The organism is Streptomyces sp. NPDC002467 (assembly GCF_042889825.1).
In the GTDB taxonomy this organism is placed as follows: Bacteria; Actinomycetota; Actinomycetes; order Streptomycetales; family Streptomycetaceae; genus Streptomyces.
Genome location: NZ_JBIARJ010000011.1, coordinates 82,346 through 101,708, shown reverse-complemented (window position 1 = coordinate 101,708; position 19,363 = coordinate 82,346). Strand labels below are relative to the sequence as shown.

15 protein-coding genes are annotated in these 19,363 nt (G+C 72.2%); 8 read left to right on the top strand and 7 right to left on the bottom strand.

Going from position 1 to position 19,363, the window contains the following annotated elements; translation table 11 throughout:
* Window positions 1-16 precede the first annotated feature (16 nt).
* The 3 genes from ACFYYJ_RS23010 to ACFYYJ_RS23000 all read right to left on the bottom strand — a co-directional run bounded on the left by ACFYYJ_RS23010 (window position 17) and on the right by ACFYYJ_RS23000 (window position 2,528).
* Window positions 17-1,060 (bottom strand): NlpC/P60 family protein, encoded by a 1,044-nt coding sequence (locus ACFYYJ_RS23010; RefSeq protein WP_385128644.1) that lies wholly within the window; start codon window positions 1,058-1,060, stop codon window positions 17-19.
* A gap of 116 nt (window positions 1,061-1,176) precedes the next feature.
* A complete protein-coding gene (locus tag ACFYYJ_RS23005; protein WP_385128643.1) occupies window positions 1,177-1,530 on the bottom strand; it encodes a hypothetical protein in 354 nt (117 codons plus the stop codon).
* Between the two features lie 80 nt (window positions 1,531-1,610).
* Complete coding sequence (locus ACFYYJ_RS23000; protein ID WP_389134966.1) at window positions 1,611-2,528, bottom strand: alpha/beta fold hydrolase; 918 nt, start codon at window positions 2,526-2,528, stop codon at window positions 1,611-1,613.
* 109 nt (window positions 2,529-2,637) lie between these two features.
* Between ACFYYJ_RS23000 and ACFYYJ_RS22995 the strand changes: the two genes are divergently transcribed.
* Together ACFYYJ_RS22995 and pcrA are read left to right on the top strand one after the other, a co-directional pair.
* Window positions 2,638-2,979: an ArsR/SmtB family transcription factor gene (locus tag ACFYYJ_RS22995; RefSeq protein WP_385364791.1), complete on the top strand. Its 342-nt coding sequence runs from the start codon at window positions 2,638-2,640 to the stop codon at window positions 2,977-2,979.
* Window positions 2,963-5,464 carry a DNA helicase PcrA gene (gene pcrA, locus ACFYYJ_RS22990; RefSeq protein ID WP_389134963.1) on the top strand — a complete coding sequence of 834 codons (2,502 nt, stop codon included), beginning with the start codon at window positions 2,963-2,965 and terminating at the stop codon, window positions 5,462-5,464. Before ACFYYJ_RS22995 ends, pcrA begins: the two co-directional genes overlap by 17 nt.
* 68 nt (window positions 5,465-5,532) lie before the next feature.
* On the opposite strand, the gene ACFYYJ_RS22985 is transcribed toward pcrA, so the two are convergent.
* Window positions 5,533-7,089, bottom strand: a complete 1,557-nt coding sequence (locus ACFYYJ_RS22985; protein ID WP_389134961.1) for a M23 family metallopeptidase — start codon at window positions 7,087-7,089, stop codon at window positions 5,533-5,535.
* 221 nt (window positions 7,090-7,310) lie between these two features.
* On the bottom strand, window positions 7,311-8,093 hold the full coding sequence (locus ACFYYJ_RS22980; RefSeq protein WP_385128638.1) for an esterase/lipase family protein: 783 nt from the start codon (window positions 8,091-8,093) through the stop codon (window positions 7,311-7,313).
* A 182-nt stretch (window positions 8,094-8,275) separates the two neighbouring features.
* On the opposite strand from ACFYYJ_RS22980, the gene ACFYYJ_RS22975 reads away from it, so the two are divergent.
* The gene (locus ACFYYJ_RS22975; protein WP_384584705.1) at window positions 8,276-8,677 is read left to right on the top strand and encodes a cobalamin B12-binding domain-containing protein; all 402 of its coding nucleotides are present in this window, start codon (window positions 8,276-8,278) and stop codon (window positions 8,675-8,677) included.
* A 245-nt stretch (window positions 8,678-8,922) separates the two neighbouring features.
* On the opposite strand, the gene ACFYYJ_RS22970 is transcribed toward ACFYYJ_RS22975, so the two are convergent.
* Together ACFYYJ_RS22970 and ACFYYJ_RS22965 are read right to left on the bottom strand one after the other, a co-directional pair.
* The gene (locus ACFYYJ_RS22970; RefSeq protein ID WP_389134958.1) at window positions 8,923-10,509 is read right to left on the bottom strand and encodes a DUF5691 domain-containing protein; all 1,587 of its coding nucleotides are present in this window, start codon (window positions 10,507-10,509) and stop codon (window positions 8,923-8,925) included.
* 273 nt (window positions 10,510-10,782) lie between these two features.
* Window positions 10,783-12,126 (bottom strand): SWIM zinc finger family protein, encoded by a 1,344-nt coding sequence (locus ACFYYJ_RS22965; protein WP_389134955.1) that lies wholly within the window; start codon window positions 12,124-12,126, stop codon window positions 10,783-10,785.
* Between the two features lie 134 nt (window positions 12,127-12,260).
* On the opposite strand from ACFYYJ_RS22965, the gene ACFYYJ_RS22960 reads away from it, so the two are divergent.
* The 5 genes from ACFYYJ_RS22960 to sucD all read left to right on the top strand — a co-directional run bounded on the left by ACFYYJ_RS22960 (window position 12,261) and on the right by sucD (window position 19,313).
* Window positions 12,261-13,367: an AAA family ATPase gene (locus ACFYYJ_RS22960; RefSeq protein WP_385128635.1), complete on the top strand. Its 1,107-nt coding sequence runs from the start codon at window positions 12,261-12,263 to the stop codon at window positions 13,365-13,367.
* Window positions 13,364-15,640, top strand: a complete 2,277-nt coding sequence (locus ACFYYJ_RS22955) for a DUF5682 family protein (protein WP_389134952.1) — start codon at window positions 13,364-13,366, stop codon at window positions 15,638-15,640. Before ACFYYJ_RS22960 ends, ACFYYJ_RS22955 begins: the two co-directional genes overlap by 4 nt.
* Before the next feature lie 118 nt (window positions 15,641-15,758).
* Window positions 15,759-16,943 carry a VWA domain-containing protein gene (locus ACFYYJ_RS22950; RefSeq protein WP_385128633.1) on the top strand — a complete coding sequence of 395 codons (1,185 nt, stop codon included), beginning with the start codon at window positions 15,759-15,761 and terminating at the stop codon, window positions 16,941-16,943.
* A 279-nt stretch (window positions 16,944-17,222) separates the two neighbouring features.
* On the top strand, window positions 17,223-18,401 hold the full coding sequence (gene sucC / locus ACFYYJ_RS22945; protein ID WP_362598192.1) for an ADP-forming succinate--CoA ligase subunit beta: 1,179 nt from the start codon (window positions 17,223-17,225) through the stop codon (window positions 18,399-18,401).
* A gap of 21 nt (window positions 18,402-18,422) precedes the next feature.
* Complete coding sequence (gene sucD / locus ACFYYJ_RS22940) at window positions 18,423-19,313, top strand: succinate--CoA ligase subunit alpha (protein ID WP_030710487.1); 891 nt, start codon at window positions 18,423-18,425, stop codon at window positions 19,311-19,313.
* Window positions 19,314-19,363 lie beyond the last annotated feature (50 nt).

The following is a 19,363-nucleotide window of genomic DNA, read 5'->3' as shown; positions in this document are numbered from 1 at the left end:
TGCGGGGGCTGCGGGGCTACGCGGGGCGGGAGGCGCCCGCCCACGGCATCGAGTCGACCGGGGCGATGCGGACCGTGGAACCGGGGCGCGGGGCGTGGATCATCTGGCCGTTGCCGATGTAGAGCCCGACGTGGGTCACCCCGGAGTAGAAGAACACCAGGTCGCCGGGGGCCAGTTGGTCGCGCGAGACCCGCTGTCCGGCATTGATCTGGGTGTAGGTGGTGCGGGGGAGGGAGACCCCGGCCGAGCGCCAGGCCGCCTGGGTCAGGCCCGAGCAGTCGAAGGAGCCCGGGCCCGTCGCGCCCCACACGTACGGCTTCCCGATCGCCCCGTACGCGAAGGCCACGGCGCGGGCCGCGCGCGAACCGTCGGAGGGCGGGGGCGGGGTCGCGGTGTGCGGCCCGGCGGGGGACGCGCCGGCCGACTGGGCCTCGTACGCGGCCCGCTGCTCGGCGGTGAGGCGGGCGAGCAGCTGTTTGGCCGTGTCGAGCTTGCCCTCGATCTCCGTCTTGCGCGCGGCGAGTTCGTCCTGCCGGGCGCGGAGGTCGGCGACCTGACCGGCGGCCTTCTCGCGGAGCTTGCCCACCTCTTCGAGGCGGCGGCGCACGGTGCTGATCCCGGCGGCGTTGCGCTCCTGGGCGCGGCTGATGAAGGAGGCCTGGGACAGGTACTCCTGCGGGTCGGCGGCCAGCGCGAGCTGCACGGCGGTGCCGAGGGAGCCGCTGCGGTACTGGCCGGCGGCGAGCGAACCCAGCGCGCTGCGCGCGGCGTTGAGCTGGTCGGTCTTGCGGGCGGTCTCCTCGCGCAGGCCGGTCAGTGCCCGCTCGGCCTCGTCGGCCCTCTCCTTCGCCCCGTTGTACCGCTCGGTCGCCGCCTCGGCCTCCTCGTACAGCCGGTCCACCTCGGCCTTGACCTGGGAGGGGGTGGGCTGGGGGTCGGCCTGGGAGGTGCCTTCGAAGGCGGTGGCGGTGGCAGCGCCCGCGAGGGCCAGGGTGGCGGCGGTCGTCCGTACCGTTCCGCCGGAGAGCGGGCGCTGCCTGGGCTTTCGATGACTGGCCACGAGGGCCTCACGTCCTTCCCCTGTCGGCTGGGTCTTGGGGGAGGACGCTAAACCTGAAAGTAACGGGCGGATGACGAGATGACCCGAACTGATCGGATGTGGTGGATCGTTTCTCGTCAGTGCCAGAGAACGGCGATAAAGATGTTGAGCACGGTCAGTCCGCCGACCGCGCCGAACAGTGCCTTCTCGATGCGTTCCTCGTCGCGCTTGACGTAGACGAGGGCGAGGACCACGAAGAGGACCGCCAGCTTCACGCCGATCTTGACGTGGTTCAGGGAACCCCCGTCCATTTCGCGGAAGCCGACCAGCAGTACGCCGGTGACGAGCATGGTGAGCGCGCCGTGCAGCATCGCCGGCACGAAGCGGGCGGTGCCCGCGCCCATCGCCTTCATCTGGGTGAGGAAGCCTCCGAGGAGCGAGGCTATTCCGATGATGTGAAGACCGACGAAGGCATTGATGAGTACGTCCATGGCGTCGAGCGTACGGGGTGGCTTTTCGCGGAATTCGGTCAGGCGGGCGAATAGGGCGGGGACTGCTTCGGGCGGGTCGGTCAGCCGAAGAAACGGGTCAGTTCGGCGGCCACGAACTCCGGCCGCTCCTCCGGCAGGTAATGGCCGCCGCCGTCGACGCGGACGACCCGGGTGTCGGTGCCGAGTGCCGGGACCGCGGCGACCAGCTGCTCGTAATTGCTGTGTTCGCCGCCGAGGGCGAGCAGCGGCGCGGTCACGGGGGCGTAGCCGGCGAGGTCGGCGATGTCCTGGCCGAAGGCGCGGTACCAGGCGTTCCCGGCGCGGATCGCGTCCGGGGAGTCGTACGCCCGGGCGTACACCGCGCGCGAGCGGGCGTCGATCGCGGCCTGGTCGACGGCCATGCCCGAGAACAGCCGGTCCAGCAGGAGGTGGAAGCGGCCCTCCAGGAGCTGCTCGGGCAGGCCCTCCACCTGGTTGAAGGCGAACCACCACAGATGGAACAGGTCGGACCGGGGCAGCAGCGGCATCCGCGCCCAGCTCTCGTCGGGGTGCGAGACGTCGAGCAGTGCGATGCGTCGCGTGGCCTCGGGGTGGTTCGCGGCGAAGGCGTAGGCCACCATCGCGCCGATGTCGTGGCCGGCGAGGTGCGCGGAGTCGATGGAGAGGTGGTCGAGGAGGGCGCGGACGTCGGCGGCCATCGTCTTCTTGTCGTACCCCGTCGCCGGCTTGGCGGAGCCGCCCATGCCGCGCAGGTCGACGGCGATCACCCGGTGGCGGCGGGCCAGCGCGGGCAGCACCTTGTTCCACTGCCACCAGGTCTGCGGCCAGCCGCCGAGGAGGACGAGCGGCTCGCCGCCGCCGCCTTCCACGTAGTGGAGCCGGGTGCCGTTGACCTCGGCGTGGCGGCTCGTGAAGGCACCGTCGAGGGAGGCGGCGAGGGCGGCGTCGTCGAGGGCGGCGTCGTCGAGGGAGGCGGTGGCGGGCGCGGTGGCGGGCATGGGTGTCCTCACGTCGGAATGACCGTACGAATATCTCGTACGGTCATGACAGTACGAGATCTTCGAACGGTCTGGCAATGTCCGTACGAGATCTGCGTACAGTTGCTGCATGCCTGCCGAGCCGACCCACCCCGCCACCGACCGCATCGACCTGGTCGAGGTCCTGGCGGCACTCGGTCATCCCGTCCGACTGGAGATCGTCCGCAAGCTGGCCTCCGGGGAGGAGGCGTTCTGCGGCGAGGTCGTCCCGGACCTGCCCCGGTCGAGCGTCACCCACCACCTCAAGACGCTGCGCGAGAGCGGAGTGATCTGCCAGCGGCCCCGCGGCCGCAAGCTCTACCTGGCGCTGCGCCGGGACGACCTTGACCGGTGCTTCCCCGGTCTCCTGGAACTCGTGCTCGGCTGTCGGTCCCGCCCCCTAGACTCGGAATGCGATGAGCAGCCTCTTTGACGACAGCTTCCTGGCCGACCTCACCCCCTCCGACGAGGTCCCGCCGCCGCCCGAGGACCACGCCGCCCCCGAGTCGGGCGCGGACGACCTCTTCGGGGGCAGGTTCGACATGCCCATGAGCGGGGACGCGTACTACCGGGACGGCGCCCCCAGGCCCGTCATCGACCCGGCGACGCTCCTGGACGGGCTGAACGAGCAGCAGGCGGCCGCCGTCGTCCACGCGGGCTCCCCGCTGCTCATCGTCGCCGGCGCCGGCTCCGGCAAGACCCGCGTCCTCACGCACCGCATCGGGCACCTGCTGTCCGCGCGGGGCGTCCACCCCGGCCAGATCCTGGCGATCACCTTCACCAACAAGGCCGCCGGTGAGATGAAGGAGCGCGTCGAGGGCCTGGTCGGCCCGCGCGCCAACGCCATGTGGGTCTCCACCTTCCACAGCGCGTGCGTCCGCATCCTGCGCCGCGAGTCCAAGCGACTCGGCTTCACCTCGTCGTTCTCGATCTACGACGCCGCCGACTCGAAGCGCCTGATGGCGCTCGTCTGCCGCGACCTGGACCTGGACCCGAAGAAGTTCCCGCCGAAGGCCTTCAACGCCAAGATCTCCAACCTGAAGAACGAGCTGATCGACGAAGAGGCCTTCGCCGACCAGGCCGCGGACGGCTTCGAGAAGACCTTGGCCCAGGCGTACGCGATGTACCAGGGCCGGTTGCGCGAGGCCAACGCCCTCGACTTCGACGACATCATCATGACCACGGTCCACCTGCTCCAGGCGTTCCCGGACGTCGCCGAGCACTACCGGCGCCGCTTCCGCCACGTCCTGGTCGACGAGTACCAGGACACCAACCACGCGCAGTACACGCTCGTGCGCGAGCTGGTCGGCACCGGCTACCCGGACCTGCCCCCGGCCGAGCTCTGCGTGGTGGGTGACGCCGACCAGTCGATCTACGCCTTCCGCGGCGCGACCATCCGCAACATCCTCCAGTTCGAAGAGGACTACAAGGACGCGACGACGATCCTGCTGGAGCAGAACTACCGCTCCACGCAGACGATCCTCTCCGCCGCCAACGCCGTCATCGAGCGCAACGAGAACCGCCGCGCGAAGAACCTGTGGACCCAGGCCGGCACCGGCGCCGTCATCACCGGCTACGTCGCGGACACCGAGCACGACGAGGCCCAGTTCGTCGCCGACGAGATCGACCGGCTGACGGACGCCGGGGACGCCAAGGCGGGCGACGTCGCGATCTTCTACCGGACCAACGCCCAGTCGCGCGTGTTCGAGGAGATCTTCATCCGCGTCGGACTGCCCTACAAGGTCGTCGGCGGCGTCCGGTTCTACGAGCGCAAGGAGGTCCGCGACGTCCTCGCGTACCTGCGCGTCCTCGCGAACCCCGAGGACAACGTCCCGCTGCGCCGCATCCTGAACGTGCCCAAGCGCGGCATCGGCGAGCGCGCCGAGGCGATGATCGACGCGCTCGCGATGCGCGAGAAGATCACCTTCCCGCAGGCGCTGCGGCGCGTGGACGAGGCCTTCGGCATGGCCGCGCGCTCGACGAACGCGGTCAAGCGGTTCAACGTCCTGATGGAGGAACTGCGCACCATCGTCGACTCCGGCGCCGGCCCCGCCGTGGTGCTGGAGGCGGTGCTGGAGCGCACCGGATACCTCGCCGAGCTCCAGGCCTCCACCGACCCGCAGGACGAGACGCGCATCGAGAACCTCCAGGAACTCGCAGCCGTGGCGCTCGAATTCGAGCAGGCCAGGGAGGCGGCGGCCACCGAGGCGGCCGAGACCGGCGCCCCGGCACCCGGCCCCGGCACCCTCGCCGAGTTCCTGGAACAGGTCGCGCTCGTCGCCGACTCCGACCAGATCCCCGACGAGGACACCGACGGCACGGGCGTCATCACGCTGATGACCCTGCACACGGCCAAGGGCCTGGAGTTCCCGGTGGTCTTCCTGACCGGCATGGAGGACGGGGTCTTCCCGCACATGCGCGCGCTGGGCCAGACCAAGGAGCTGGAGGAGGAGCGCCGGCTCGCCTACGTCGGCATCACGCGCGCCCGCGAGCGGCTGTACCTGACCCGGTCGAGCATGCGCAGCGCGTGGGGCACGCCCTCGTACAACCCTCCGTCCCGGTTCCTGGAGGAGATCCCGGCGCAGTACCTGCAGTGGAAGCGCACGGGCGCCGCACAGAAGCCGGCCGGGCCGATGCGGAGCATGGGCGGCGGCAAGGCCTCGTTCGGCACCTCGCCGGAGTCGTTCCTGTCCTCGTCGCGCACGAAGTCGGGTCCGTCGGGCTTCGCGACGCGCCGGGCGGCGGACAAGCCGGTCATCGCACTGGCGGTCGGCGACCGGGTCACGCACGACCAGTTCGGGCTCGGCACCGTCATGGAGGTCAAGGGCGCCGGTTCGGACGCGCAGGCCACCATCGACTTCGGGGACGACAAGCCGAAGCGCCTGCTGCTGCGCTACGCGCCGGTGCAGAAGCTCTAGCGGCCGTAAGGCCCTGGGGTCCTACGGCCCCAGGGTCCAGGGTCCCAGAGGCTCGGGGTGGCCCTGGCTCAGCGGGGGTCCAGGCCGTGGCTGCGGAGCCACGGCAGGGGGTCGATCGCGCTGCCGCCGCCGGGCCGTACCTCGAAGTGGAGGTGCGGGCCGGTGGAGTTGCCGGAGTTGCCGGAGTACGCGATGACGTCGCCGGCCTTGACCTGCCCGGACCGGATCTTGGTGCTGCTGAGGTGGCAGTACCAGGTCTCGGTGCCATCGGGCGAGGTCACTATGGCCATGTTGCCGTAGGCGCTGTTCCACTGGGTGCGCACGGTGCCGTCGGTGGCGGCCATGACCGGGGTTCCGTAGGAGACCGGGAAGTCGATGCCGGTGTGCACGGACATCCACATGCCGCCGGCCTGGCCGAACATGGCGCTCAGGCCGTGCTGGGCGACGGGGATGGCGAACTTGGGGCGGGCCGCCTCCTTGGCCGCCGCCTCCTCCGCCTTCTTCTTCTTTTCCTCTTCCTGACGCAGGCGCAGGTCGATGCGCTCCTGCGTGCGGCTCGCGCGGTCCGCGAAGTCGCCCGCGTCGGCGCTGAGGGCCGTCAGCTGGGTGTCGAGCTTGGTGTTCGCCGCGACCGGCTTCACGGAGGCCGGGTCGGGCGCGGCCATCGTCGTGGTGTCGTCCGAGGACTTCTCGGCGCCGGTGAGCCCGCCGACGGAGGCGGCCGCGATGCCCGCGACGCCCATCACGCAGGCGGAGGGAACGGCCACGGTCAGCAGGGCGGAACGCTTCGCCGGGGTGCGGCGACGGCCGTTGCCCGCCTTGGCGTTGGTGCCGGAACCGCCCTTGCCCTTGGGGACGCTGCGGCGCGCGGAACGCGCCCCGGGGGTCACCGGCATGGCCTGGGTGGGGAGGTCGTGCACCTGGTGCACGTCGGGAATCTCGTACGCCTCGTACGCCGCGAGGTCGCCCAGCCCGTCGAGCGCCTCCGGTGCCTCGGTCGCTTCGTCGAGCGCGACTTCGTCGGCCACCGCGTGGGTGACGGGCTCGAAGACGGAGGTCTCGTCGTAGGGGTCGGCCTCCGCGGCGAGGGGGACGACGGGCGCCTCGTAGGCATAGCCGACGGTGGTCGCCTCGTACGCGTACTCCTGCTGCGCGGGCTGCTGCCCGGCATAGGCGGAGTGGTCCGTGACGTCGGTGACGTCAGCGCCGACCGTGCCGGCCGTGTTCCAGGCGGTGGCGTCGTAGGCGCCGGTCTCGGTGCCGTAGCCCGGCATCGCCCAGTGTCCGGTCTGCTCGGCCGAGGTGTCGTAGCCGAAGGAAGGCGCCGACTGGTAACCGGAGTAGTCCGTGCTCGGAGTGCTCCAGGCGCTCGAATCCCACTGACCCGTCGTGTCCGCGGGCGCGGTCTGCGAGGGGATGGTGGACAGATAGCCGTCCTGGGCGTTCTGCGAGGTCCACGCCGTGGTGTCGTACGCGCCGGTCTCGTAGGAGCCGTATGCCGCGTAGTTGACCCCTTGTCCCTGCGTTTCATAGGAGACGTAGGCCTGGTCACCAGCGAAAGTGGTGGTGCCGAGGCCGTCGTACCCGTAATCCGGGTACTGGCCCGACGAGGGGCGGTCGTTCACCAACTTCTCTTTCGCCTCGGCAGTGGGGGCCTGGGTGGCCGGTGGAACGAGGTCCACCGGAGGAGAGCAGTGGCGTGACTGTACCCGGCGGTTACTGGCATCGACAATCTTCGGAGGGTTTTCGCTTCGCCGGAACCGGGCATTCGGCCGCCTTTCGGTCGCCGAAAGACGCACCCTTGGCCTTGAGTTCGAAATTCGTTCGACTCCAGGTCGTCCGGTGGCTATGCGACCGAAGCGGCTCCGGAGCCCTCGACGGCCATCGGGCCGGGGCCGTCGAGGGCCCGCCGGACCGCGGCGATCACGGTGGGGTGCGCGGGCAGCGCGAGGTGCCCGATGCCGGTGACCTCCACGTTCTCCACGCGCAGATCGGGATGGTCGATCCTGGCCGTCCCGACGGGGGCCATCAGCGCGTCGAACTCGCTCCAGAACGCGACGCACCGAGTGGCGCAGCCGGGCGCGGGCAGGGCCAGTTCGGTCAGCACCTCGGAGTCGGGCCGCACCTGCCGCACCAGCGGGTGCGCGTCCATGAAGGGGGCGACCGCCGTGCCGGAGTGCGGGGTGCCGAGCGTGACGAGGGTACGGACGCGGGCGTCACCGCCGAGGCGCTGGACGTAGTACCGGCCGACCAACCCGCCCAGGCTGTGCCCCACGATCTCCACCCGGTCGTGCCCGGTGCGCGCGCACAGCTCCTCCACGCGCCGGGCGAGGTGGCGGGCCGTGACGCGCAGGTCGCGGGTGAAGGGCGAGTAGTTGTACGCCTCCACGTGCCGCAGCCCGCCGGCCCCGAGGGCGCGGCGCAGCAGGACGAAGACGGAGCGGTTGTCGGTGAAGCCGTGGAGGAGCAGTACGGGCGGCCGCACCGAAGCCGGGTCGGGGGCGGTCCTCTCCTGGCAGACTCCGGTGGGATAGAGGAGAAGGTGCCCGCCGAGCACGACCACCTCGAGCGCGCCGGCCCGCAGCGCGGCGCCGGACGTGGGTATCGACACGGGTATGGACAGCCCCATCGCGGCCTCCCCTGGCCTCCCCTGAGCCTCTGGGACCGCGGCCGGAAGCGCCACCGTGCCGTGCGGCTGGCGGCACGGTGGCGCAATGCCGTCCCACGTGTGATTTCCCCCTCGTGGTTGACCGTGAAACGGTGGCGTGCGCGATGCTGTACTTAACGTTCGTTCACTCGGGAGGCAGTGCGATGGGTGTGACCGGTCCGATCCGTGTGGTGGTGGCCAAGCCGGGTCTCGACGGCCACGACCGCGGGGCCAAGGTGATCGCGCGGGCGCTGCGGGACGCGGGCATGGAGGTCATCTACACGGGCCTGCACCAGACCCCCGAGCAGATCGTGGACACCGCGATCCAGGAGGACGCCGACGCGATCGGCCTCTCGATCCTCTCCGGCGCCCACAACACGCTGTTCGCCCGCGTTCTCGAACTGCTCAAGGAGCGCGACGCGGAGGACATCAAGGTCTTCGGTGGCGGCATCATCCCGGAGGCGGACATCCCTCCGCTGAAGGACAAGGGCGTGGCCGAGATCTTCACCCCGGGCGCGACTACCACCGCCATCGTGGACTGGGTCCGCGCGAACGTCCGCCAGTAGCCTCCGGCCCGGCCGCCGTTGGTCCGGGTGCTCCGCCCCCGAACCGCCGCGCCTCAGACGCAGGCGAGGCTGGATTTCCAGCCAGTCCGGCGTTTGGGGGCGGGGGTACCTCCCAGCGGTAGCTGGGGGAGGGTCCGGGCGGAGCCCGGGGAACGGTGGAAGGGCGGGGAGCAGCTCCGCGCAGCGGCGACCCGCACCCGCCCACCCGGCAGCGGCGACCCGCGGCCCACCCACCCCGGGAGGGATCAGGCGGCCGGGGCCAGCTCCGCGAGCATGGCGTCGCGCAGCCGAAGCGTGGCCACCAGCCGCTGGAACGCCTCGGCCCAATACGCGGCAGCCCCCGGCACCGCATCCTCCGGCTCCGCCACGGCCGCGGTCAGCGCTTCCAGCCGCAAGGCCTCCGCAGGATCGAGGCAGCGCTCGGCGAGCCCCATCACCCCGCTGAAGCTCCACGGGTAGCTGCCCGCTTCCCGGGCTGTGTCCAGCGCGTCCACGACCGCCCGCCCCAGGGCCCCCGCCCACGGCACCACGCACACCCCGAGCAGCTGGAACGCCTCGGAGAGCCCGTGGGCGCGTATGAACTCCGCGACCCAGTCCGCCCGCTCCCCGTCCGTCAGGACCGACAACAGCTTGGCCCGCTCGGCCAGCGAGGCCGTGCCCGGGCCGGCGGCCGGCGGCGCGGACGGCGCGCCGAGCAGGGCCCGCGACCACTCCGCATCGCGCTGGCGCACCGCCGCCCGGCACCACGCCGCGTGCAGTTCCTCCGTCCAGCCCTCGCCCTCGGCGATCGGCAGCGCCACTGTCTCCGCAGGGCCGAGGCCCCCGAACCGCTCCCGCCAGCAGGACAGCGGCGCCGCCTCCACCAGCTGGCCGAGCCACCACGCCCGCTCCCCGCGGCCGGCGGGCGGCCGCTTGACCACCCCGTCACGGAGCATTCCCGCGTCGCACTCGGCCGGCGGGGTCACCCCCTCGGGGCCGACGCAGGCCAGGGCGCGCTCCGCCATCCGCCCCGCCAGCGCCGAGTGCGGCAGCGCCGACAGCAGCTCGGCGGCGGTCGCGCGGACATTGCGGCTGCGGTCGCCGAGCGCCGCCTCCAGGAACGGCTCGTCCCCGTCCGACAGCCCCACCCTCAGCGAGTCGAGGAACATCAGCCGGTCCTCGGCCCGCTCCGTGCTCCAGGTCGTCTCCAGCAGGTGGCGCGCGGCCGCCGCGTCGGCCTCCCGTACGGCGCCCAGCAGCGCCACCCGCTCCGCGAACAGCCCCTCCTGCCAGAGCCGTTCCACCCCGGCCGGGTCCGACGGCCCCGGCAGCTCCCCGGCGCCACCGGTCCCGCCCCGCAGGGCGAACCGCCAGTCGGGATTCAGCCGGGCCAGCCACAGCCCCCGCACCCCGGCCAGCGCCAGGGCGTGCGGCCGCAGGTCCGTACGGGCCCGGGCCGCGTCCAGAAGCGCGGGCAGCAGCGCGGCCGGTGAGCGGTAGCCGTGCCGCCGGGCGGCGGCCAGCCACTGGGGCAGCAGCTCCGTCAGATCCGGGGCGGCCCCCCGCCGCCCGCCGCCGCCGACCGCGCCCGAACGGCCCGCCAGCAGCTGCGCGAGCCGCCGTCGGGCCGCCTCCGGCGGTGCCGGGCGCGGATCCCGCGGTGCGGGCTCCGGGCGCGGGCCCGCCTCGGCCGGCCGCAGCCCGGCCCGGCGGCGTACGGCGTGCACGGCCGCCGCGTCCAGCAGGGCCTCCGGCGAGCCGGTCGGGCCCCCGCCCCGGCGCCGGTCGGTGCCCAGCAAGGCGGCCCCGACCAGTTCCTCCCACTCCCCGTACCCCTCGTCGACCTTGTCCATCGCTCCTCTCCCTCTTCCCTCGTCCTGCTTCCCGCTGCGTGTCCTGCGCTCCGGTCCCGCCCCCTCCGCGGGACCGGAGCGGCCCTGCCCCCGTCGGATCCGGCCGACTCGGTCGGCCGTGCTCAGCTGGCGTGGTTGTCGTTCATGCAAGCCCCCCGGCTCCTCGTCACCTCGCGCCGACGCCCCCGCGCCGCCGCGTACTTCCCGTAGTCGTCGTAAGAGGACACAGAACCCCCCAGGCCCCCAGTGATGTGTGTTGTCCTTCCGGCCCGCTCAGGCCAGGGCGACCGGCTCCGGTGAGCCCGGCTGCCAGGCCGTCAGCGGGGTGAAGCCCCGATGGCCGCATTCGCCGAACACCGTCACCGGACCCCCGCCCGACAGTGCGGCCAGCTGCCACAGGCCCCCGCGCGAGCGGCTGCCCGCCCCCGTGAGGGGCACCGGCAGGGCGGAGGTTCCCTCCGCATCCGCCAGTTGCCAGCCCAGCTCTCCAGGTATCGGGACCACCGGACCGAGCACCACCGGCCAGGACTCCAGCCACGGGTCGTCCCGCAGTGCCGCCCCGTACGCCTCCAGTGCCGCCCCCGTGCTCACGCCGGCCGGAACCTCCGTGCACGGCACGGCCGCCGCGAACCTCTCCCCGAGATCCCCCCGCAGCCCGGCCGACCCCGGCCGGAAGCGGATCTCCGCGTCCAGCACCAGCCCCACCGGCAGGGTCGGACCCGGTGGCCGCCCGGGCGGTCCGAAGTCCAGCACCAGGGCGGGCCGCCCGCTCCCCGTCCCGCGCAGCCATGTCCGGCGGGTGGTGAGCCGGCCGTCCGGTGACACCGAGTCGTACTGGGCCAGCACCAGCCAGCGGTCCCGTACGGCCTCCCCCTCCCCGGAGGCCGGCAGTCCCACTCGGCTGCGCACCGTCGCGGCCAGCTGATCGGGCAGTACCGCCACCCCGAGCCAGGCCCGGTCCAGCAGGTGCAGCAGCGCCGCCTCCTCCAGCATCCGGGCGGGCCAGCCGGGGCCGCAACTGGGTATCGTCCCCAACTCCCGCACCCGGCCCGCCAGTCCGGGTGCCTGGGCGTCCACCATCCGGGCCGCCGTCTCCTCCCAGGCCCCGTAACCGGCCTGCTCCTGGCCCGCGAGACCGCTGCGCAGGAGATCGGCCAGCCGCTGTTCCAGCTCGGTGACGCCCGCGCCGATCCGGGCCGCCCGTCGCTCGGCCCGCTTCCGCGCCGCCTCCACGTCCACCGGACCGCCCGCACCGGCGGCGGGGCGCGCGGCCTTCTCCGCCCGGTCCGCCAGCCACCGGGCGGCCCACTCGGGAGCCTCCCCGGGCTCGCCCGCCCCCTCGGCCGACCAGAGCAGCAGCAGCCCCAGCGCGTGCTTGCACGGGAACTTCCGGCTCGGACAAGAGCACTTGTACGCAGGTCCCGTCAGGTCCACGACCGTCTGGTACGGCTTGCTCCCGCTGCCCTTGCACAACCCCCACACAGAACCGGAAGCGGAACCTCCGATCTGCGACCACGGCCCCGCCCCGCCGAGTCTGCTTCCCGCCTTGCGTGAGGCATCGTCAGGAGCCAGAGCCAGTACCTGTTCCGCCGTCCAGCGGACCCCCTGCTCAGTCATGGGAACAACCGTAGAGACCCCCACTGACAATCGCCCTGACCTGCAACAACGCCTCGAATGGGGTCCGTTGTCAGTGGCGTGGTGCACCTTGGACACAGCAGTCGGGAGCGGCTGCCGAGCATTGGAGGGGGACCATGACCGAGCACGAGGACACCCGCGGATCCGAGGCACTGCGACCGCACGCAGAAGACGCCTTCGCACACGAACTGAAAGCCCTGGCAGCGGTCGACGACCGCCCCCGCCCGGCCCGCTGGAAGCTCTCCCCGTGGGCCGTCGCCACCTACCTGCAAGGCGGCACGCTCGATGACGGCACGGTCATCACGCCCAAGTACGTGGGGCCCCGCCGGATCGTCGAAGTCGCCGTCACCACCCTCGCGACCGACCGCGCCCTGCTCCTGCTCGGAGTCCCCGGCACCGCCAAGACCTGGGTGTCCGAACACCTCGCGGCCGCCGTCAGCGGCGATTCCACCCTCCTCGTCCAGGGCACCGCCGGCACCCCCGAGGAGGCCATCCGGTACGGCTGGAACTACGCCCGCCTCCTGGCCCACGGCCCCAGCCGCGAAGCACTCGTCCCCAGCCCCGTCATGCGGGCCATGGCCGAGGGCATGACCGCCCGCGTCGAGGAGCTCACCCGCATCCCCGCCGACGTCCAGGACACCCTCATCACCGTCCTGTCCGAGAAGACGCTCCCGATACCGGAGCTCGGCGAAGAGGTGCAGGCCGTGCGCGGGTTCAACCTCATCGCCACCGCGAACGACCGCGACCGGGGAGTCAACGAGCTCTCCAGCGCGCTGCGCCGCCGCTTCAACACCGTGGTCCTGCCGCTGCCCGCCACGGCCGACGCCGAGGTCGACATCGTCGCCCGCCGCGTCGACCAGATGGGCCGCGCCCTCGACCTGCCGGCCGCGCCCGAGGGCCTCGAAGAGATCCGCCGCGTCGTCACCGTCTTCCGCGAGCTGCGCGACGGCGTCACCGACGACGGCCGTACCAAGGTGAAGTCCCCCAGCGGCACCCTGTCCACCGCCGAGGCCATCTCCGTCGTCACGGGCGGCCTGGCCCTCGCAGCCCACTTCGGGGACGGCGTGCTGCGCCCCTCCGACGTGGCCGCCGGGATCCTCGGCGCGGTCGTCCGCGACCCGGCCGCCGACAAGGTCGTCTGGCAGGAGTACCTGGAGGCGGTGGTCCGCGAGCGTGACGGCTGGAAGGACTTCTACCGCGCCTGCCGGGAGGTGACGGTATGAGTCCGAGCCCGAAGGGCCCCCTGCTCCTGGGGGTGCGGCACCACGGGCCCGGATCGGCCCGCGCGGTGCGGGCCGCCCTGGAGACGGCCCGGCCGGCGGCCGTCCTGATCGAGGGCCCGCCCGAGGGGGACGCACTGCTCGCGCTCGCCGCCGACGCGGGCATGAAGCCGCCCGTGGCGCTGCTCGCGCACGTCGCCGACGACCCCGGCCGGGCGGCGTTCTGGCCGCTGGCCGAGTTCTCCCCGGAGTGGGTCGCCATCCGTTGGGCGCAGGAGGCCGGCGTACCGGTGCGGTTCATGGACCTGCCGGCCGCGCACTCGCTCGCCCGAGGGGAGGAGGAAGAGCGGACGGCGGGGGAATGCGAGCCGGCCGCACGGATGGACCCCCTCGCCGTACTGGCCGAGACCGCCGGGTACGACGACCCCGAGCGCTGGTGGGAGGACGTCGTCGAACACCGGGGAGCCGGTGCGGCCGACGCCCTGGGCGCGTTCGAGGCCCTCGGCGAGGCCATGGACGCCCTGCGCGGGGCCGACGGCGACGGAGTCGACGCCCGGGACCTCGTGCGCGAGGCCCACATGCGTCAGCGGATGAGGGCCGCCCGCCGGGAGTTCGGCGACGGGTACGCGGTGGTGTGCGGGGCCTGGCACGTCCCGGCGCTGCGGGCGAAGACCACCGTCGCCGCGGACAAGGCGCTGCTCGCGGGACTGCCCAAGGTCAAGGTGGAGACGACGTGGGTGCCCTGGACCCATCGCAGGCTCGCCCGGGCCGGCGGGTACGGAGCGGGCATCACCTCGCCCGGCTGGTACGCACACCTCTTCGCGGCCCGGGACCGGCCCGTGGAGCGGTGGCTGACCAAGGTCGCCGGCCTGCTCCGGGAGGAGGACCGGCAGGTCTCCTCGGCGCACGTGATCGAGGCGGTCCGGCTGGCGCAGACGCTGGCCGCGATGCGGGGGAGGCCGCTGCCCGGGCTGACGGAGACGCTGGAGGCCGTCCGGGCGGTGATGTGCGACGGCTCCGACGTGCCGCTCGCACTCATCGAGGACCGGCTCGTGGTCGGTGACGTGCTCGGCGAGGTCCCCGACGGGGCTCCCGTCGTACCGCTCCAGCGTGACCTGACCCGGCAACAGCGCTCCCTGCGGCTCAAGGCCGAGGCGACCGACCGCGAGCTGGAACTGGACCTCCGCAAGGACACCGACACCGCGAAGTCGCTGCTGCTGCACCGGCTGCGGCTGCTCGGGATCGCATGGGGCAGACCGGTCGCCTCCCGGAGCAGCACCGGCACCTTCCGGGAGACCTGGCGGCTGCGCTGGGAGCCGGAGTTGTCGGTGCGGGTCGCCGAGGCCGGCATATGGGGCACCACCGTCCTGGCCGCGGCCACCGCCAAGGTCGAGGCGGAGGCGGCCGCGGCGGAGGAGCTCGGGAAGGTCACGGCGCTCGCGGAGCAGTGCCTGCTGGCCGGGCTCTCCGAGGCGCTGCCCGCCGTGCTGCGGGCCCTGGCGGACCGGGCCGCGCTGGACACCGATGTGGCACGGCTCGCCAAGGCCCTGCCCGCACTGGCCCGCTCACTGAGGTACGGGGACGTCCGGGGCACCGACGCGGCGGCCCTCGCCACGGTGGCGACCGGCCTCGCGGAACGCATATGCGTGGCCCTCCCGTCGGCGTGCGCGGCCGGTCTGGACGCGGACGCGGCGGCGGAGCTGCGGGGCCATGTGGACGGGGTGCACGGCGCGGTCGGGCTGCTGGCGGACGCCGAGGAGGGGCTGCGCGAGCGCTGGTCCGCGGTGCTGCGGAAGCTCGCCGCGAGGGACGCCGTGCCCGGGGTGATCCGCGGCCGGGCGGCCCGGCTGCTGCTCGACGAAGGGCGGCTGCCGGCCGAGGAGACGGCCCGGCTGATGGGGCTCGCCCTGTCACCGGCGGCCGACCCGGCCGACGCGGCGGGCTGGATCGAGGGCTTCGCGGGCGGGAGCTCGGGCGGCGGCACCCTGCTCGTCCACGACGAGCGGCTGCTGGGCCTGATCGACAGCTGGCTGGTGGGGGTCCCGGAGCGCGCGTTCACCGACGTACTGCCGCTGCTGAGGCGGACGTTCGGGGCGTACGAGTCGGGGGTGAAGCGGACGTTGGGCGAGCTGGTCCGTCGGGGCCCTGGCGGGCGGCCGGGTTCGGCGTTGGTTGCGGGTGCGGCTCCCGAGGGCTTCCGGCCCGAGCTGGACCCCGTCCGGGCGGATGCGGTGGTCGAGGTGGTGCGGATGCTGCTGGCCGGTGCGGTGGCTTGAGGCCGGGTGCGGCGCCGTTGCCGGGGGCGCTGCCCCCGGACCCCCGCGCCTCAAACGCCGGCGGGGCTGGATTTGCGGCCGGATTTTGGTTGATGACGAATGCAGGGGGGACGGACGGATGAGCAGTACTGAGAGCGTGGCGGTCGGTGGGGCCGCCGAGACCGCCGGGGGCGAGAGGTTGCGGCGGTGGCGGATGGTGCTCGGTGGGGGAGAGGGGGACGGGACCGGGTGCGTGCCGGCCGGGCGGGACGCGGCGATGGACGCCGCGCTCGGTGCGCTGTACGGGGGAGGGACGGGTACGGGGCGGAAGGGGCCCGGGGAGCGGTCGGCCGGGCTCGGGGGGTCCGCGCCGAACGTGGCCCGCTGGCTCGGGGACATCCGTACGTACTTCCCCGGTTCGGTGGTCCAGGTCATGCAGCGCGACGCGATCGAGCGGCTCGGCCTGTCCGCCCTGCTGTTGGAGCCGGAGATGCTGGAGGCCGTGGAGCCGGACGTACACCTGGTCGGCACCCTGCTCTCGCTGAACAAGGCGATGCCCGAGACCACGAAGGAGACGGCGCGGGCCGTGGTCCGCAAGGTGGTCGAGCAGTTGGAGAAGAAGCTCGCGGCGCGCACGCGGGCCACGCTGACCGGAGCCCTCGACCGGTCCGCCCGCATCAGCCGGCCCCGGCACCACGACATCGACTGGGACCGGACCATCCGGGCGAATCTGAAGAACTACCTGCCCGAGTACCGGACCGTGGTCCCCGAGCGGCTCGTCGGCTACGGCCGGGCGGCGCAATCGGTGAAGAAGGAGGTGATCCTCTGCATCGACCAGTCGGGTTCCATGGCGGCCTCCGTCGTCTACGCCTCCGTCTTCGGGGCGGTGCTGGCCTCCATGCGGTCGATCGCGACGCGGCTCGTCGTCTTCGACACGGCCGTGGTGGACCTGACCGATCAGCTCGACGACCCCGTGGACGTCCTCTTCGGCACCCAGCTGGGCGGCGGCACCGACATCAACCGGGCCCTGGCCTACTGCCAGTCGAAGATCACCCGTCCCGCCGACACCGTCGTCGTCCTGATCAGCGATCTCTACGAGGGCGGCATACGCAACGAGATGCTGAAGCGGGTCGCCGCGATGAAGGCGGCGGGGGTCGAGTTCGTCACCCTCCTCGCGCTGTCCGACGAAGGCGCCCCGGCCTACGACCACGAGCACGCCGCCGCCCTGGCCGCGCTCGGCGCCCCCGCCTTCGCCTGCACCCCGGACCTGTTCCCCGATGTCATGGCCGCGGCGCTGGAGAAGAGGCCCCTGCCCGTGCCATGACGAGCCCGGACCGCGCCACCCTGTGAATCGGTAGATCGCACGAACTTCCAGTTCAACCGTGAGGCGATCTGTGAGAGGAATCACCGCTCAGGTGTGATCTGCGATTTAGGGACCTACGTCCCACGGGGATAACCTGCGGGACGGACATGCCGCGTCCACGGTCACCGTGTGCGCCTTCCTAGTGACAGCGCCGTCACGTTGCCCTCCGCGGCACGCCCACGCAGATAGCAGACAAACCGCGAATCACTGCGAATCTTTGAAGACAAGGGACGGACGCGCGTGGACCTGTTCGAGTACCAGGCGAGGGACCTCTTCGCCAAGCACGGTGTACCGGTGCTGGCCGGTGAAGTCATCGACACGCCTGAGGCGGCTCGCGAGGCCACCGAGCGGCTGGGCGGCAAGTCGGTCGTCAAGGCGCAGGTGAAGGTCGGCGGCCGCGGCAAGGCCGGTGGCGTGAAGCTCGCCGCCACCCCGGACGAGGCCGTCGCCCGCGCGACGGACATCCTGGGCATGGACATCAAGGGCCACACGGTCCACAAGGTGATGATCGCCGAGACCGCTCCCGAGATCCTCGAGGAGTACTACGTCTCGTACCTGCTGGACCGCACCAACCGCACCTTCCTGGCCATGGCCTCGGTCGCGGGTGGCATGGACATCGAGCAGGTCGCCGAGGAGACCCCCGAGAAGCTCGCCAAGGTCCCGGTGAACGCCAACGAGGGCGTGACCATCGAGAAGGCCCGCGAGATCGTCGCCCTGGCGCAGTTCCCGGCCGAGGTCGCCGAGAAGGTCGCCGAGGTCCTCGTGACCCTGTGGAAGACCTTCATCGCCGAGGACGCGCTCCTCGTCGAGGTCAACCCGCTCGCGAAGGTCGCCTCCGGCGACGTCATCGCCCTCGACGGCAAGGTCTCGCTCGACGAGAACGCCGAGTTCCGCCAGCCGGGCCACGAGGAGTTCGTGGACCACGCGGCCGCGAACCCGCTCGAGGCCGCCGCCAAGGCGAAGAACCTCAACTACGTCAAGCTCGACGGTGAGGTCGGCATCATCGGCAACGGCGCGGGTCTCGTCATGAGCACCCTCGACGTGGTCGCCTACGCCGGTGAGAACCACGGCGGCGTCAAGCCCGCCAACTTCCTGGACATCGGCGGTGGCGCCTCCGCCGCCGTCATGGCCAACGGTCTCGAGATCATCCTCGGCGACCCGGACGTCAAGTCCGTCTTCGTCAACGTCTTCGGTGGCATCACCGCGTGCGACGAGGTCGCCAACGGCATCGTCCAGGCGCTGGCCCTGCTGGAGGAGAAGGGCGAGGCGGTCACCAAGCCGCTCGTCGTCCGTCTCGACGGCAACAACGCCGAGCTGGGTCGCAAGATCCTCTCGGACGCCAACCACCCGCTGGTTCAGCGCGTGGACACCATGGACGGCGCGGCCGACAAGGCCGCCGAGCTCGCGGCTGCGAAGTAAGGGCAGAGGTCACAGACTCACATGGCTATCTTCCTCAACAAGGACAGCAAGGTCATCGTCCAGGGCATGACCGGTGCCACGGGCATGAAGCACACCAAGTTGATGCTGGCTGACGGCACCAACATCGTCGGCGGCGTGAACCCACGCAAGGCCGGCACCACCGTCGACTTCGACGGCACCGAGGTCCCGGTCTTCGGCTCCGTCGCCGAGGCGATGGAGAAGACGGGCGCCAACGTCTCCGTCCTCTTCGTCCCGCCGGCCTTCGCGAAGGCCGCCGTCGTCGAGGCGATCGACGCCGAGATCCCGCTGGCCGTCGTCATCACCGAGGGCATCGCGGTGCACGACTCCGCCGCCTTCTGGGCGTACGCGACCGCCAAGGGCAACAAGACCCGCATCATCGGCCCGAACTGCCCGGGTCTGATCACCCCCGGCCAGTCCAACGCCGGCATCATCCCGGGCGACATCACCAAGCCCGGCAAGATCGGTCTCGTGTCCAAGTCCGGCACGCTGACCTACCAGATGATGTACGAGCTGCGCGACATCGGCTTCACCTCCGCCGTCGGCATCGGTGGCGACCCGGTCATCGGCACCACGCACATCGACGCCCTGGAGGCCTTCGAGGCCGACCCGGAGACCGAGCTCATCGTCATGATCGGCGAGATCGGCGGCGACGCCGAGGAGCGTGCGGCGGACTTCATCGCGAAGAACGTCACCAAGCCGGTCGTCGGCTACGTCGCGGGCTTCACCGCCCCCGAGGGCAAGACCATGGGCCACGCCGGCGCCATCGTCTCCGGTTCTTCTGGCACCGCACAGGCCAAGAAGGAGGCCCTGGAGGCCGCGGGCGTGAAGGTCGGCAAGACGCCGACCGAGACCGCGAAGCTGGCGCGCGAGATCCTGAACGCCGCTCAGTAAGCAGTAAGCAGTAAGCAGTAGGCGGCAAGCAGTCCGTTCACGGACGCAAG

Excerpts from the sequence above, each read along its gene's own strand:
- sucD (WP_030710487.1), top strand. The coding sequence starts at position 18,423 with ATGGCTATCTTCCTCAACAAGGACAGCAAGGTCATCGTCCAGGGCATG.
- ACFYYJ_RS22970 (WP_389134958.1), bottom strand. The coding sequence starts at position 10,509 with ATGGACAAGGTCGACGAGGGGTACGGGGAGTGGGAGGAACTGGTCGGG.
- pcrA (WP_389134963.1), top strand. The coding sequence starts at position 2,963 with ATGAGCAGCCTCTTTGACGACAGCTTCCTGGCCGACCTCACCCCCTCC.
- ACFYYJ_RS23000 (WP_389134966.1), bottom strand. The coding sequence starts at position 2,528 with ATGCCCGCCACCGCGCCCGCCACCGCCTCCCTCGACGACGCCGCCCTC.
- ACFYYJ_RS23005 (WP_385128643.1), bottom strand. The coding sequence starts at position 1,530 with ATGGACGTACTCATCAATGCCTTCGTCGGTCTTCACATCATCGGAATA.
- ACFYYJ_RS22975 (WP_384584705.1), top strand. The coding sequence starts at position 8,276 with ATGGGTGTGACCGGTCCGATCCGTGTGGTGGTGGCCAAGCCGGGTCTC.
- ACFYYJ_RS22995 (WP_385364791.1), top strand. The coding sequence starts at position 2,638 with ATGCCTGCCGAGCCGACCCACCCCGCCACCGACCGCATCGACCTGGTC.
- ACFYYJ_RS22950 (WP_385128633.1), top strand. The coding sequence starts at position 15,759 with ATGAGCAGTACTGAGAGCGTGGCGGTCGGTGGGGCCGCCGAGACCGCC.
- ACFYYJ_RS22965 (WP_389134955.1), bottom strand. The coding sequence starts at position 12,126 with ATGACTGAGCAGGGGGTCCGCTGGACGGCGGAACAGGTACTGGCTCTG.
- ACFYYJ_RS22960 (WP_385128635.1), top strand. The coding sequence starts at position 12,261 with ATGACCGAGCACGAGGACACCCGCGGATCCGAGGCACTGCGACCGCAC.
- ACFYYJ_RS22955 (WP_389134952.1), top strand. The coding sequence starts at position 13,364 with ATGAGTCCGAGCCCGAAGGGCCCCCTGCTCCTGGGGGTGCGGCACCAC.
- ACFYYJ_RS22980 (WP_385128638.1), bottom strand. The coding sequence starts at position 8,093 with ATGGGGCTGTCCATACCCGTGTCGATACCCACGTCCGGCGCCGCGCTG.